The organism is Mycolicibacter arupensis, assembly GCF_002086515.1.
In the GTDB taxonomy this organism is placed as follows: Bacteria; Actinomycetota; Actinomycetes; order Mycobacteriales; family Mycobacteriaceae; genus Mycobacterium; species Mycobacterium arupense.
The window spans coordinates 60,823-74,200 of sequence record NZ_MVHH01000011.1 but is presented as its reverse complement, the minus strand read 5'-3'; the positions used below and the strand labels follow the sequence as shown (position 1 = coordinate 74,200).

At 64.2% G+C, this 13,378-nt stretch carries 15 protein-coding genes and 1 tRNA gene; 6 read left to right on the top strand and 10 right to left on the bottom strand.

Annotated elements, in window-relative coordinates; genetic code table 11:
• Positions 1 to 16: 16 nt before the first annotated feature.
• The 4 genes from BST15_RS07825 to BST15_RS07810 form a co-directional block, all read right to left on the bottom strand.
• Positions 17 to 1,003 carry a hypothetical protein gene (locus BST15_RS07825; protein WP_023363483.1) on the bottom strand — a complete coding sequence of 329 codons (987 nt, stop codon included), beginning with the start codon at positions 1,001 to 1,003 and terminating at the stop codon, positions 17 to 19.
• On the bottom strand, positions 1,000 to 1,518 hold the full coding sequence (locus tag BST15_RS07820) for a DUF6932 family protein (RefSeq protein WP_023363485.1): 519 nt from the start codon (positions 1,516 to 1,518) through the stop codon (positions 1,000 to 1,002). The genes BST15_RS07825 and BST15_RS07820 overlap by 4 nt, the downstream gene beginning before the upstream one ends.
• A 17-nt stretch (positions 1,519 to 1,535) precedes the next feature.
• Positions 1,536 to 2,201 carry a hypothetical protein gene (locus BST15_RS22585; protein WP_023363487.1) on the bottom strand — a complete coding sequence of 222 codons (666 nt, stop codon included), beginning with the start codon at positions 2,199 to 2,201 and terminating at the stop codon, positions 1,536 to 1,538.
• 151 nt (positions 2,202 to 2,352) lie between these two features.
• Complete coding sequence (locus tag BST15_RS07810) at positions 2,353 to 2,709, bottom strand: helix-turn-helix domain-containing protein (protein ID WP_023363488.1); 357 nt, start codon at positions 2,707 to 2,709, stop codon at positions 2,353 to 2,355.
• A 131-nt stretch (positions 2,710 to 2,840) separates the two neighbouring features.
• Here BST15_RS07810 and BST15_RS07805 point away from each other — a divergent pair, with 131 nt between their 5' ends.
• From BST15_RS07805 to BST15_RS07790, 3 genes are all read left to right on the top strand, one after another.
• The gene (locus BST15_RS07805) at positions 2,841 to 3,794 is read left to right on the top strand and encodes a site-specific integrase (protein WP_225332378.1); all 954 of its coding nucleotides are present in this window, start codon (positions 2,841 to 2,843) and stop codon (positions 3,792 to 3,794) included.
• Complete coding sequence (locus tag BST15_RS22580) at positions 3,791 to 5,218, top strand: hypothetical protein (protein WP_023363492.1); 1,428 nt, start codon at positions 3,791 to 3,793, stop codon at positions 5,216 to 5,218. Before BST15_RS07805 ends, BST15_RS22580 begins: the two co-directional genes overlap by 4 nt.
• 210 nt (positions 5,219 to 5,428) lie before the next feature.
• Positions 5,429 to 5,501: transfer RNA gene (locus BST15_RS07790), tRNA-Arg, on the top strand.
• A gap of 44 nt (positions 5,502 to 5,545) precedes the next feature.
• Here BST15_RS07790 and BST15_RS23235 read toward each other — a convergent pair.
• On the bottom strand, positions 5,546 to 5,872 hold the full coding sequence (locus tag BST15_RS23235; protein WP_420093280.1) for a tyrosine-type recombinase/integrase: 327 nt from the start codon (positions 5,870 to 5,872) through the stop codon (positions 5,546 to 5,548).
• Between the two features lie 294 nt (positions 5,873 to 6,166).
• On the opposite strand from BST15_RS23235, the gene BST15_RS07780 reads away from it, so the two are divergent.
• Positions 6,167 to 6,637, top strand: a complete 471-nt coding sequence (locus tag BST15_RS07780; protein WP_046188118.1) for a hypothetical protein — start codon at positions 6,167 to 6,169, stop codon at positions 6,635 to 6,637.
• On the opposite strand, the gene BST15_RS21715 is transcribed toward BST15_RS07780, so the two are convergent.
• Positions 6,578 to 7,030 carry a hypothetical protein gene (locus tag BST15_RS21715; RefSeq protein WP_131701173.1) on the bottom strand — a complete coding sequence of 151 codons (453 nt, stop codon included), beginning with the start codon at positions 7,028 to 7,030 and terminating at the stop codon, positions 6,578 to 6,580. The two genes, BST15_RS07780 and BST15_RS21715, sit on opposite strands and share 60 nt — an antisense overlap.
• A 22-nt stretch (positions 7,031 to 7,052) precedes the next feature.
• Between BST15_RS21715 and BST15_RS07775 the strand changes: the two genes are divergently transcribed.
• Complete coding sequence (locus BST15_RS07775; protein WP_083070890.1) at positions 7,053 to 8,105, top strand: serine/threonine-protein kinase; 1,053 nt, start codon at positions 7,053 to 7,055, stop codon at positions 8,103 to 8,105.
• A gap of 20 nt (positions 8,106 to 8,125) precedes the next feature.
• Here the strand turns inward: BST15_RS07775 and BST15_RS07770 are convergent, their stop codons facing one another.
• The 3 genes from BST15_RS07770 to BST15_RS07765 form a co-directional block, all read right to left on the bottom strand.
• The gene (locus tag BST15_RS07770; RefSeq protein ID WP_083070889.1) at positions 8,126 to 8,983 is read right to left on the bottom strand and encodes a hypothetical protein; all 858 of its coding nucleotides are present in this window, start codon (positions 8,981 to 8,983) and stop codon (positions 8,126 to 8,128) included.
• Positions 8,984 to 9,348: 365 nt separating this feature from the next.
• The gene (locus BST15_RS22060) at positions 9,349 to 9,495 is read right to left on the bottom strand and encodes a hypothetical protein (RefSeq protein WP_157861715.1); all 147 of its coding nucleotides are present in this window, start codon (positions 9,493 to 9,495) and stop codon (positions 9,349 to 9,351) included.
• A gap of 326 nt (positions 9,496 to 9,821) precedes the next feature.
• Entirely contained in the window at positions 9,822 to 10,589 is a 768-nt protein-coding gene (locus tag BST15_RS07765) for a hypothetical protein (protein WP_046188115.1), read from the bottom strand.
• A 141-nt stretch (positions 10,590 to 10,730) separates the two neighbouring features.
• Here BST15_RS07765 and BST15_RS07760 point away from each other — a divergent pair, with 141 nt between their 5' ends.
• Entirely contained in the window at positions 10,731 to 11,369 is a 639-nt protein-coding gene (locus BST15_RS07760; RefSeq protein ID WP_234708202.1) for a TetR/AcrR family transcriptional regulator, read from the top strand.
• Between the two features lie 13 nt (positions 11,370 to 11,382).
• On the opposite strand, the gene BST15_RS07755 is transcribed toward BST15_RS07760, so the two are convergent.
• Positions 11,383 to 13,350, bottom strand: coding sequence for a hypothetical protein (locus BST15_RS07755; RefSeq protein WP_046188131.1), 1,968 nt, complete (start codon positions 13,348 to 13,350; stop codon positions 11,383 to 11,385).
• Positions 13,351 to 13,378: the final 28 nt, after the last annotated feature.

The window sequence follows — 13,378 nt, the reverse complement described above, 5'->3', positions numbered from 1 at the left end:
CCCGACAGCAGCAAGGTTATTCGGGGTAGGGCAGTGATTCGGCGGCACGTTCGATCTGCAGCAGGCTGCGGCTGGTTGTCATGCGAGTCGATTCCTCACTGCTGAGCGCGCGCACGGTTTCGATCTGCACCTGCACGACCACTCCCTCCTCGGCGGCCAGCCGCGCGGCGGCGGCGAGGGTGTCGGGGTCGCTGACGTTGACCGCCAGAGGGGTTTTGGTGCCTGACGGGGTGAGGTATAGGCTGCCGAGGCTGCGGCGGAAACCGTCGATGGTGCCGATCGCCCATCCGCGTTCGCTGTCGTAGTTGTAGTTTTTCAGTTCGCTGCCAAGCAGCGCGGCTCCGGCCTGGGTGAAGGCGACTTCGGTAGATCCGAGGCCGCGCTGGCGTATCTGTCCGGCGATGTCCCATCCAGCTGTTCTCATTGCGGATGTGGAGCGCAGCAGGCCTCGTCGCGCTTTGATCGGTAGGTCACGCACGTCGCTGCCGACTCCGGCGGCACTGGAGCTAGCGTTGGTGAACAGCCGGGCGATTGTGCGCAGCGCCTCCGAATCGGGGCTTGAGGCGAATTGGCTTGTGCCGCCGAGTGGTACATGCTTCGCATCTCCGTCAAGTGGGGCGTCGGCGCGCAGCACAACCCGCACCGAGCCGGGACCGAGCCCGTGTATGAGAAGGTTTCGATTCAGCGCGTTCAGTTGAAGTCTCTCTCGAACGATCGCTTTGGTGGCGTCGTTGACTCCGGCGACGAAGGTTGCGAGTTTGTCCGCGCGGGTGGCATGGCCCCGCACCCCGGCGCCCTCCAAGTGCAGGTCGAGCTCGACTTGTTCAGGCGCGGTTTCTTCGGCCCAGACGCGTTCTGCGGCCGGATCACCTTGTACCGTGCCCGAATACAGCTGGCCGAGTGCGAAATCCGCGGTGTCGGGGAAATGCTCGTATTCATAGCGGATGGCGGCTCGAAGCAGGTCGTCGTCGCTGAGGCCGGAGAGGTGGCCGAGACCGGTCATTGATCGATCACCTCCACGAAGCCCTTTGTCGCACTGTCGATTATCTCACCATCGGGGCCGATCACCCGTGACCACCACCGGCGTTGCCGCTCAACGGCATATGGGTTGTCGCGGTTCACCACCAGGGCGTCGGTGAGCCCGCCCATGCAATGCAGCTTGTCTGTCTGCACAACCAGGTCACTGTGCCCGAGGGTGCCGGTGACCGAGCCGAGAGTCCACAGCGGCAGTGCGGCATCACCGTGTACCTGCTCCAACGCGTGAGCTGGCACCAGACAGGCGAAATCGCCGTCGCCGGGCGTGTCGTCTTTATAGGTGCAGAAGCCGCCGCTGAGCCAAATCGTGATCTCGTGACGATAGAACAACTGTCTGACAAGGGTGATGTGAATCCGGATCGCATCCAGAATCAAGCCACGCCGCTCGCGCGTGTGATCGGCAGCGTCATCGACGAATCGAGAGCGTACCTCGTCCAACGTCGCCCGATGGATGCCCGGCGGTAGTGTTCCGTGCTCGCCCATGCAGCGCGGAAGCATGTCTACCCCCCGTCGACGTCGATCCGCTCCTTCGTCCTGGTGCGAATGTACGCAGGCCAGGGGTCCCCGGCCGCGGCGGCCTCGTCCAGTTCGGCGTCGGTCATCTCCTCCGGCGGCTTGCCGTGCCAGGACGGAGGCATCGCGCTGGTGTTGCTCAAAATGTCCAGCGTCTCGTCGATGCAGCGCATCGCATCCTGTGCGGCGGCCACGAGTTGGCCCGTCGCGGGCTGAGCAACGTCGACCGCGCTCAACGCGGCCCCAAGCCGTTGCCGCGCATCGACGAGGTTGGTCAGGTCGCTGCGGGTCGCCACCGCGCCGGTGTCGTCGGCGATGAATGCCCGAATCAGCTCGTCGATCGCCTTGCACTGGCGGGTGTTCATGCGCTGGGCCTCAGACGGCGGCTCATACCCCACCGCACCCGGCGCCCTCACCCCAGCCGCCGCGAACGCGGTATTCTCCGACACGTCGGCCAGGTAGGCGATCGCCCGAATCGACGCATCCGAGGGCCGGGTGGCATACGTGCCCTGCCGCAGCCGGTTCAGCGTCGCGTGCGAAATGTCATGCCCGCCGTGTTGCGCCAGCTCGGCTAGCCTGCGCCCGGACGCCCCACCGTAACGTTGCGCGGCGACGTCGATCAAATCGATCAGCGATCTGCTGGTCTTACCCATAGTCAGCCCACCGCCCATTAGCTCGGTCTGTTGACGCGTCTGTATGTTCGCGCGACACCTAGTGTTCTGCCACTTGTAACGTGAGTCAAGCGCAACACACCGCATCGGCGGGCCTGCAATCGAACTACAACCCTGTAACCTGCCTCACGTGTCAGACGCCACTCGCCTTTCGGGTGGTCGCTCGGTGCTTGGAGCGGGGGCGGCTTTGCACGTCGTCACGTTCGGGCCACAGCCGTCGGCCCAGGGCCTGTTCCAGGCGGGCCAGGGAGCCGATGTCGCAGAGCACGGTGCCGGCCAGGATCCGTCCGATGGTGGTGTGGGCCACTCCGCTGGTCGCCGCGAGTGCTCGCTGGCCGGTGGCGGTCTCGGTCATGGCTGCGCGCAATGCACGCGCGAGCTGCTGCGCGGCAGGTGCCGACGGTGGCGCGTCGGGGTCCAGGTCGGCGTCCGGCCAGAACCCCCGCAAGACGTATGCGCTCGGTGGGCGGTCACCATTGCTGCGCGACACAGGCCCACGATATCCCGCCCCACCGTCGCCGCAGGCCGACGTGTCGGACCCCTCTGCTCCAATGGTGCATACACGCACCACTTGGGAAGGGGTCACCATGATGATCCAGCTGTCATCAACGGCGGCGCCGCATGCTGAGGCCCGGGGTGCAGCTGCTGCTGCCGCTGCAGTGGGGGCCGGCCATGGCTGACGGGAGCCTGGCCGCGGCGGTGCAGGCGGTGACCGGTGCGTGGATCGCCGATGGGGTGCTGGCCGCGCAGACGCTGGACAAGTTCGGTCTGCTGATCCGCCGATTCAGCCGATTCGCCGCAGTGCACGACGTCACCACCCTCGCCGCAGTCGATCACGCGCTGGTCGCGAAATTCGTTGCGGCCAAAGGCCGTACCCGCCACGGTGTCGTATCGGACGCGGCGGTGGCGACCATGCACAACCGCCGTGCGGCGCTGCGCGCGTTCTTTCGCACCGCGCGCCGGCTGCGGCTGACGCTGGACGACCCGACTATCGACATCGCCGTCCCCGCCCGACAGTCGTCCTGCCAGCGCCCACTGTCCGAGGATGAGGCCGCGCTGGTGCGGTTGTTTTCCGAACGCACCGCCCCGACTCGGCACGCCGCGACCGCGGCGTTGCTACTCGCCGGCGCGCACACCTCCGAGCTGGGACACATCACCGCCGCCGATCTGGATCCACAGGCCGCAACCGTGTGGATGCACGGCTCGAGCAAGTATCGCCCCCGCACACTGACGCTGGACCGCTGGTCGATGCGAGTGCTTTCCGAGCGCGCCGCCCACCTCACCCGCCCGCTACCCAGCCCCAAACCCTCGCCGGTGTTGTGCACCGGCGCCGGCGGAAGCGACGCACATAAGCAGGCCCGGGTGTGCGTGACCGTGCGCGAAATCCTCTCCCGCGCCGAGCTATCCGACGACTCCGGGGTGCGGCCGGCATCGCTGACCGCCTTCGCGGCGCGCCGCGAGTTCGACCGCACCGGCCGCATCGAAGACGCCGCGCGTCTCATCGGCTCACCCTCGCTGGACACCACCGCCGCCCTCATCGGCTACCACTGGCATGACCGGGCGGGCCCGTTATGAACCCCAAAGACCGGTCCCGTAAAAAGGCCGGCGCCTACGGCGCCGAACGCATCAAGCAACGCGAGCTGCGCCGGGTCGAAACGCCAATGGATCTCACGCTGCTGGAGATCGACACCATCGAGGCGATCGCCTCCCACGAGGTCATCTATCAACTCGCCGCGGTCCTGCCCGTCCACGAGCCGGGAACCCCGGGCCGGCGTCCGCACTACCCCCCATGGGTGCACGTGCTGCACAAGGCCCTAGCCGGGGTGCTGGGCTCGCACAGCAAGGCCGCCCGCGCGATGGCCCACCCCACCTACTGGCGCACCATCCGCCACCGGGCCGCCAAACATCAGCCACCAAGGGCGCCGCGGCGCCCACCACAGCGCTGGCACCACAACTACGCCCAACGGCTACTCGACGAGTACACCGACAAGCTGCTTGACACGTTTCGCCTGCTCGCGCGGCGGCTCGCGCGCGAACTCGGTTGTCTCGACCCAGACGCTGGGGTGTCCCACACCAGCCCGGCGCGCGGGCAGTACGTCGTCGGCGATGGCACCGTTGTCGCCGCACCAGTGCGCAAGGCCACCGCCGACCACTGGGCCGAACAAGGCGGACGCCACGTGCACGCCGGCATCGAAGCCCAAAACGGCGACAGCGACACCGAATTCCGCTACGGCACCAAGTTCGCCATGCTCAGTACCCGCCCCGACACCATCCGCAACAACAGGGTCATCCTCGACGTCGACGCCGTGCCAGCGGGCAAGGGCTACGGCGGTGAAGCTCGTGTCGCTCTCGACATGATCGACCGCGTCGTCGCCGACGCCGACGTACGGTGTGACGGCGTCTGCTACGACGGAGCGTTCCGCGGCAAGCACATCGACCGCGCCATGAAGCTCGGGTTGACCGTGCTCTCACCGATGCACGACAGCACCCGCGTACCCACCGCATTCGCCCGACTCGAGTGCTCGTGCGGCGACGTTCATGACCTGTGGACCGAAGATGGACGGATCTGCGAACGCCAGATCCTCGACGCCGGCGACAGACACATGCAGCCCTGCCCGGTGGCCAAGATCTACCCGCGCGGCAACGCCGACGACAGCCACCGCTGGTACATCGAGTTCGCCACCCCATCCTGCGGCACGGTGCATCGTACGCGTATCGACACCACCGACGCCGACCGCAGCTGCGGCTACAACCGCGCCGAGCACCTACGCCAGCACGTCAAGACCGACGACCGCGGCAGCGTCTACGACCGTTGCTATGGCTGGCGCGAAGACAGCGAAAGCCTCAACAACACCCTCGACCGCACCCTCTATGGCGGGCGGATGATCGCTTTTGCTGCGGTTCGCCAGTTGACCGTGATGCTCGGATTCGCTTTGGGCCGAAACGCAATAGCGGCTTACCTGCACCGCCGACGACACCCCGAAGAGCGAACCGCCTAACGCCGCCACCACGACAGCGAGGCTCACTCAGGCCGGCCACGGACGCCAGCGCGTCGCGTGGCTATCGTCGCGCCCGCTACACTCACACCCGCTACTCCCCGACGACCAGCTAATTCGCCGGGAACAACACCAGGACGCCACGAACACCGCCGAAAACCACCCCGCGCTCCCACCGGCTAGGTTTTAGTCAGGTATCCAAAGACGTCCCCCGCCCCCGTAGCTCAGGGGATAGAGCACGGCTCTCCTAAAGCCGGTGTCGCAGGTTCGAATCCTGCCGGGGGCACTCTGACCATTGCGTTTGCCGACGCTGGAAGCGATTACGGGAGCCTACGTGTCGTTTATAGGTCGTAAATGCCTGGCTGGCTTTGACCCGGCGGGCACCACCAGCGTCCGGTCGACGAAGTGCTTGCGAGTCACGTCGGGGTCAGAGTGACCGAGTCGCTTGGCGGCGTGTTCAGTTCCGTAGGCGCGCTCCACCACCGTCGCGACTGTGCGCCGAAAGCTATGCGGGGTCACCCACGCGTAGTCATCGCCCCTGATGTGACGCCAGTGCGTTCTCACGTTGGACATCGAACGCGGCTTGCCCAGTCGGTTCGGGAAGATGAGATCAAACGGCAGCCCACGCTCACGCTGCCGCAAAAGGGCTTGCCGCACGAACTCGGGAGGGATCGTCCTGTACCCGGATGCGGTCTTCGTCCAGTCTTGCCGTGCACCGCCGCTGATCAACGTTCCCGCCACTGGGACTTTCACGGGAGCCGACAGGTCATCGTCCAAGTTCTCCACGTCTACCCACCGCAACGCCAGCAATTCCCCTGCCGAAAAACTGTGGGTGGCCGTTGCTACGGTTGCTCATCGTTGACGCCTAACTCCGACCGTAGCGCCGAGATGAGACTACTGTCACATCAGCCACATGTGACACATCGACAACAGGCAAAGGAGTACTCCGCCATGAACGGACTGCTCAACGCCCTTAACGGTGGACGTGCCGCCGTCGAAGAGCTTGACGACCCCCTGACGCTACGTCGTCACGTTGATGACCTGATGGCGATCCGTCGCGCTTATTTCGACGGATACGGCTTGTACGCCGCCACGCCGCACGCCGAACGGTTGATCGGCGCGGCGATGATCATTGACCCCACGATTCGCGCAGACGGCATTGGTGACACCGTGATCGTCGGGGTAAACATTGCTAGCGGGACGCAGATCGCACGGGCTGCGACCAGGCTCCGCGACTCAGGCACGGGGGGCATCCTCGTTGGGGTTGTCCTGAACGCGCTGATGCAGGGATGGCACTTCAATACGGACGTTTGGACCGTTCCCGAGGTAGAAGATCTGGTGATCCTGCGCGGTCCCGATGTATCAGGACTTCGGAAGCTGGCTAAGTGCGGCGAGCGCGGCGTCCGCCTTGCTCTTTGCTAGCTCTTTCGACTTCATTTCCAGATCGGCACTCGGCACACCTAGCATCTTGGCGAGAGCCTTGTGATCACCTGTCACCACTGGTGACTTTAGATGCTCGCGGATCACGTAGAGAGCGGCACCTTCGGCGTGGGCACGGGAAAACGCCGCCTTTTGCCTACTCCCGACCGGCCTTGTCCCCGCCACGCGGATGGCTGCTGCGGTGAATTCGAGTCCTGGGAGTTTCGCCTGGAGGAGCCTTGCCAGGTCAACAGCCTGGTCGGCAGGCTGATCTGAATTCGTGCGCACCTCAAAGGTATCCACGATCTCAGGCTCTGCGAACGTGCCTCGGGCGAGAACACCGTACAACTTGGGTGCCCCCGCGCTAGGAACCACACAGATACCGAGGATGGCCATCGCCGAATCGTAACCTTATGCGATGGCGTCCCCGACTCCCCTTCCGACGTTCCCTCCAGGAACCGTGATCAATGACCGGTACGAGTTCCGCCGCAAGCTCGGTAGTGATGGGCATGTATACGAAGCACATGACAAAAACTTCGACACGCTGGTTGCTGTTAAGCTTCTCGACCCCGTGGCAGGCGAAGCATCTCGCACATGGGATGAGGCGCGTCGACTGAAGCATCTCAGCAGCCGCTGCCTCCTGGGCGTGCTCAACGCCGACATCGACAGCCATAGCGACATCAGATTCATCGTGACGCCGCTGGTAACGGGCGGCGACTTAGAGGCGATGGCGAAGAACATCGGGCTTGGTCTCCAACGGGCCGTGAGGACCATCCGCCATGTATCGGCGGGTATTGATCGCATCCATGCCGAGGGGATGCTCCACCGTGACATTAAGCCAGGGAATGTGCTCGTCGAGGGTGACAACGTGCTCGTTTCCGACCTCGGCTACTGCGCCATCATGGACAATGACGGAACAGCACCGAGTAACGGAACCTGGCAAACCGTAGCTCCGGAAGTTGGATCGGGCGGTAGATGTTCGATTGCATCCGAGGTGTACTCGCTCGGGGCGACCACGTTCTTTGCCTTGAGCGGCGAATATCCCGTATCGATACGGATGGAACTCGCCGAACAGGCGAAGTTGATTAAGGCGGGGAAATTGCGGGAACTGCGCGATCTCGCACCGCACGTCCCTCAGTCGGTAGCGACCGTCGTACGAAAGTCGCTCAACCTGGCTCCCGAGGATCGTCACTGCTCGGCCGATGAATTCGCCAACGCACTTGCAAGCGCGATGGATGGTCGGCGCGACTGGACTCGAAACCCGCACGAAGGACACGCGTTCTGCGTCCTTGGTGAACCTTTCGACTCCAAAGCTGGTGTGACTATTTGCGGAGAAGTAGATGGAGATAACATCCGCCTGGTGACGCGCCACGAATCTTCCGATCGGCGTGTCAGGGGGTATCCCGACTTGATTGTCCACCATGACCGCGCGCCAATGGAGTTGCGCCGGCTAGTTTCCGGGTTGAGCTAGGACAGAATCGCTCAATAATATCAATGGCAATCCTTCCGGACCCATCCTAATAGCCCGCTCCATATATCAGATCCGTTCTCCCACCCTGATTTATCCATCCACGATCCCGATGATCCAATCGCCTCGCGCCGTGCGATGTCAGGTGTCGGCACGAGATGAACCTTGTGTTTATCGTTCATATAGGAGGTCCACCGCTCGTCGGACGAAAGTACGTAAACGGGACTCACCTCAATGTTCCTGGCGACGATTCTTTCCTTGGGTACCCACATGCCCGATTGGGCAAAAAGACTTACGATTGCCGTAAGCGGAATCCCCAACACCCATACCGCAGCGCCTTTCTGAACGTACTTTGCGGCAGACGCCATACTCATTCGGTGTAAGATGAATGCACATGCCACAAATAAAGCGATTACGGCGAAAAAGCCAGCACTGTAAACAAGGTAACGCAAGGGCATAGCGAAACACGCGAAAGACATAGTGAAAACTAGGAAGAGTACGAACGGCGGAGTCATGATCTTCGAAGATTCCTGACGACGGGCGATGATCTTCACTACTAGCACAATCAGCATGGCCCAAAAAGCGGCCAGCGGGGCAAGCGGTAATAGAGTCGACAGGACGAGCGCGGTGACATTCAGGTTCTGCACCAACGCGCGCAATGTCTCGGAGTCGCCGCGTGAAACCATGAGCACGCGGAGAGCTGCGAACAGAACCGGCGCAAGACCCCACAGCCAGATTGAGCCCTCAGAAAGCATTCCGTGCGACTTCTTGCCCATCACGGAGCTGGCCAGCGCTTGACCTATTCCTGCCCCCACCGCGCCGAGTAGCGCGCTGGGGTCTGGGACGGGCTGCGCCATTGGCGGCTGCTGCGGCTGATCCATGGCCTTGGAAGGTACCGAAGTGCTACGACAACCGTGCAGCGCCATGTCACAACAACGTGACGCGCCCACACAGGTCGGCACCCACCATGGGCACCACCGCTGTGAATGATCGTCGGCACGGCGTCCAGCTCTCATCTCGCATTTCGGGTCGAAAACGTGGATTCCGCAGCGGCCGGCAGCGGTGTTACCAGTGCACAAGCAATACGCCGAGGTTTGCGCAGGGTCTCTGGCTGTGCTGATCACCGAAGCGCCGGGGCAAACAGGAGGCTGCCAACGCACCTTTACGGACGCCTGGTGGCGCCCTGGCGGGTGATCAGCGACAGCCCTGAGGCGCTAACGCGGATATTGTCGTGCGAATCGAGCGGTCAGGTAGTCGCCCTTGACGGTGCGGGGGAACCGTGTCGCGGCGTCCACGCCACCCGGGCGAAGGCGGGCGCGTTGAGGGCGGTGATCTCGGCGTCGGGCAGGTCCCGGTGGTGGTCGATGGCGGCGGGGTCGGGTGAGTCATGCACGTCCCCCATGGTGGCGGGCGGGGGTGACGACGGCGAGCAGGGCTCGATCCACTCCCCCGCGCCGAATAAACAACCCGTGGGTCGTTTATGGGTCAAAAATGCCTAGAACCCCCGACGACCACGCGGAGGCTCTTTAGCAGTTTCCTCAGGTCACAGACTTTTCATGCGAGCGTGAGTCACGCAGAGCGACCAGGGCGTTTGCGAAATCCTAAAGCCGGTGTCGCAGGTTCGAATCCTGCCGGGGGCACTTCTCGTTTGCATTAGGTCGGCTGATGCTTGACAGCTACTTCGGTTGATCCTTGACACTCCCCTGACGAGGGAGCGCCTCACGCCCGAAGCTGACGCTGCAGCAACTGATACCCCCAGGCCAGCACCAGCCACGGGACGATCAGCCACGGTCCGTTCAGCGCAATGAACTTCACCCCCAGGTCCATGAAGCTGGTGGTGTTCACCGAGGGGAATCCGGACAGGATCTCGGTGCCGTAGTAGTACCAGGTGAGCACGGTGTGGGTGACAGCGGTCGACATGACCAGCAGGGTGCCGCGGAAGTCACGGAACTTCGACCGGTACAGCAGGACCAAGCCGGTCAGGCCGATGCAGCCGTTGATCACCGAAAGCACTTCGATCATCAAGAAATTCGGCTCGGCATACAGGTAACGCAGGTCGCCGCCGTCGATGTAGTTCCACCACGGGTATGCCCAGGCGGCGTCGTGAGCGGCGGGGATCGCCTTGTGCAGAATGAGCCAGCCCAGCTCCCAGGTCAGGTGGGTCACGTAGGAGACGGTGACGAAGGCCAGCACAACACCTTGCAGCCGTTGGAACGGCGTCCACTGCCGCAGTGAGGGGATCGGCAGGAACGCCGCGAACATGCCCACGAAGTACGCGATCGTCACCTGCACCACCATCGCGTCGGCGATGGTGGTGCGGTCAAGGCCGCTGTGGAATGCCAGATAGCTGTAGAGCGGAAAGCTCACGGCCAATGACCCGAAGGCCAGGATCCACACGATCCGCAGGCCACGCGAGGGCGGCAGCGTTGCGGTGATCGTCGGCGGTGCCGCGGGCTCGGCCGCCGATACCTCTGATGCCGAAGTCATGTGCGTCCTCTTTCGCCTTCGCCACGTCCAGTAATAGTGATTATCCAGACCGGAACGATGATTACTGGCCGACGGTAGCATCGTCAGCGCAACGCCGGTCCGGAAAGTGCAGGACCGAATTTGACGAGGGGAGGATCGCCGATGACCGCGGACGCAGCAGCGGGCGCGGTGGCCGACATCGGGGACGCGCGACGCGCCATGTACCGGCACCAGATCCTCGCCGCCGCGGAGCAGGAGTTCGCACGCAACGGCTTCACCGGCGCCAAGGTGGGTGCTGTCGCCACTGCCGCCGGGGTCTCCCTGACCACCGTCTACCGCTACTTCTCGGGCAAAGACGAACTCTGGGATGCGCTCAACGCCGAAAGGATGACCGAGTTCGTCGCCGCCGTCGCCCAGCGCGCCGACAGCAACGCCACGGCGCTGGAGAACATCCTGGAAGCCGCGCGCGTGGAGATCGAGTTCTTCGCCGGCCGGCCCAACTTCCTGCATGTTCACCTGCGCGAAGGCCTGAGCTGGGGCACCGCCACCACCTTGATCGACGCCGGCCGCGGCCAGCAGCGTGAAGTCTGGCGTACCGGCATGGAGATGATCACCCGCGCCGCGCAGGCCGCGATCGACGCCGGCGAAATCACCCGAATCCGGGCGAGCGTCGCAGCCTCCCTGGTGATCTCGGCGCTACAGATCTGGCTGACCGACTGGGTGGCAGACGGCTGCCGTCAGCCGATCGAGGCCCTGGCCGACGACGTGGTGGCACACCTGCGCCGCTGCCTGACCGCCTAGCGCCGCCGTTGGATCAGCCCCCGAACCAGTCGTTCAAGTCGAAGCTGGGCGTGGTCGCGATCAGATCCGCCATGTTGGCCCACTGTTGTGCCGCCCGCTCGCTGAGTTCGGTCGGCCAGTCGTCGTTGGCGGTCAAGATCACCGTCGCCAAGTTATCCCGGGCATTGAGCAGGCCGGCCAGGATGCTGGTGTTGGGGTCGAACAGCAGATCGTTGATGGTGGGGATGAACAACTGGGGCATCACCACCGACAGTGCGGTCTGCGCCAGCCCCAGCGTGATGGGCAAGCTGATGTTGCTGGCCAGCAGCGGCAGGGCGTTCCACACCGCCGATAGGCTTTCCATCGGGTTATCCAGGACACTGCGCATGACGGCGTCCCAATCCGGGCTGAGCGCCTCGGTGAAGCGCAGCTCCATCGGCGTGAAGGGCTGGCTAGCGAAGACGGCCTCGTAGTTCTCATTGCCCATCAGGCCTTGCAGCCCGTTCATCAGAAGGTTCTGCAGCACCCAGTCGGGCTGGGCCGTCATCCGAGACATGTCCAGCGCGTAGCCGTAGGACAGCACGCGCTGGGCCATGTCGGCGGCGAACTCCTCGGGGCTGACCGTCGGGGTGCCGGAGGGCAGGTAGTCGCCGAGCTCGCTGAGGGACACGACTTGGGCGCTCACCCCCAGCCCCAAGACGCTGTCGGGATCGGCGACGTGCTCGAAGCGGGCGAAGATCTCGCCTCGCTCCAGACCGCCGGTGTCCAGCCAGTTCGCCACGCCCGGATTGCTGCCGCTGACAACGTAATAGGTGTAGCCATCGGGGTCGTGGTAAGTGGTGGTGTGGTTCAGCGTGGACTGCGCCATCACGTAGGGCAGCGCACCCCCGTAGACGTTCATCAGCTGAATGCCGCTGTAGGTCGACTCCACATTGGGCACCTTGATGACCAGCGCCTCATCGGAATTCAGATCGAAATTGCCGCCGGTGACCACCGCACTGGCCAGTCCGGCACCGTAGCTGGTCTGCGGGCCCAAGTCGTGCATGGTGTTGGCGGGAATGTTCATGCCCACCGATGCGCCGCCTTCGATGGCCCGCGTGTTGAACGGGCCGACGACCTGAGCGAAGGCACTGAACAAGGTGGTGAGAATCGAGTCGACCGATCCGAGGCCGCCGGAATCTGCCAGCGTGGTCGACACCGGATTGTCGCTGGGGAAGAACCCGCCCTCGGGAATGGCAAAGAACGGTGGGCAGTCGGCCACACATTGCACGGTGACGCTGCCCGGACCTTTCGCCCAGTCGCCGAGGATGTCGCGGATCAACAGCGACGCCGCCCCGCCGACGGTGGCGTCGGTGGTGTCCATGAAATTCAGCGCACCGGCCGGCGCCTCAGGTCCGATGTACACGGTGAAGGTGCCGTCGGGGTTGAGCACCAAGCCGTCGCCCAGTTCCAGGTCTTCGATGGCCTGCGCCGTGCCGCCGGTGATGGCCTGCGTGCTGATAGCGAAGTGCTCGGTGCCGCCGCCGAGGGTGCCGTGCAGGACGTAGGTCGCGCCGGGCGCCAGGCCGGCGGTCACCCGGTAATAGATGTCGGGGGTGAAGAAGTCGAAGTACTGCCGGGGCTCGGTGGCGTTGCCCGCGATCACCTCGGGCGCCTGAAAGAAGACGCCGTTGAACAGTTGGGTGACGCGGGACAGGCCGGCACTGAGCAACTGATAGTTGGTGTTCTGCAACATCAACATCACGTTGTCTTCGCTGCCGGGCGTCGCGTACGGCAAGGTCATGTTGAGGTCGACCAGCCGCTGCATCTCCGCGACCAGGGCATCGATCGCGGGCTGGAACCCGTACGTCGCGGTCAACGCCACCGCGGGCGGCGCGCTGGCAGCGGCCGGTACCGGCGAGCCCATCACCAGCGCCAACGCGCTGCCGGCCGCGGCCGCAGCGACCCCGTACCGCCGAACGCGGCTCGAGCGTTCCACGGCCCCACGTGCGATCACGCCCACGACCACTCCCCGATCTTGTTCATGATTC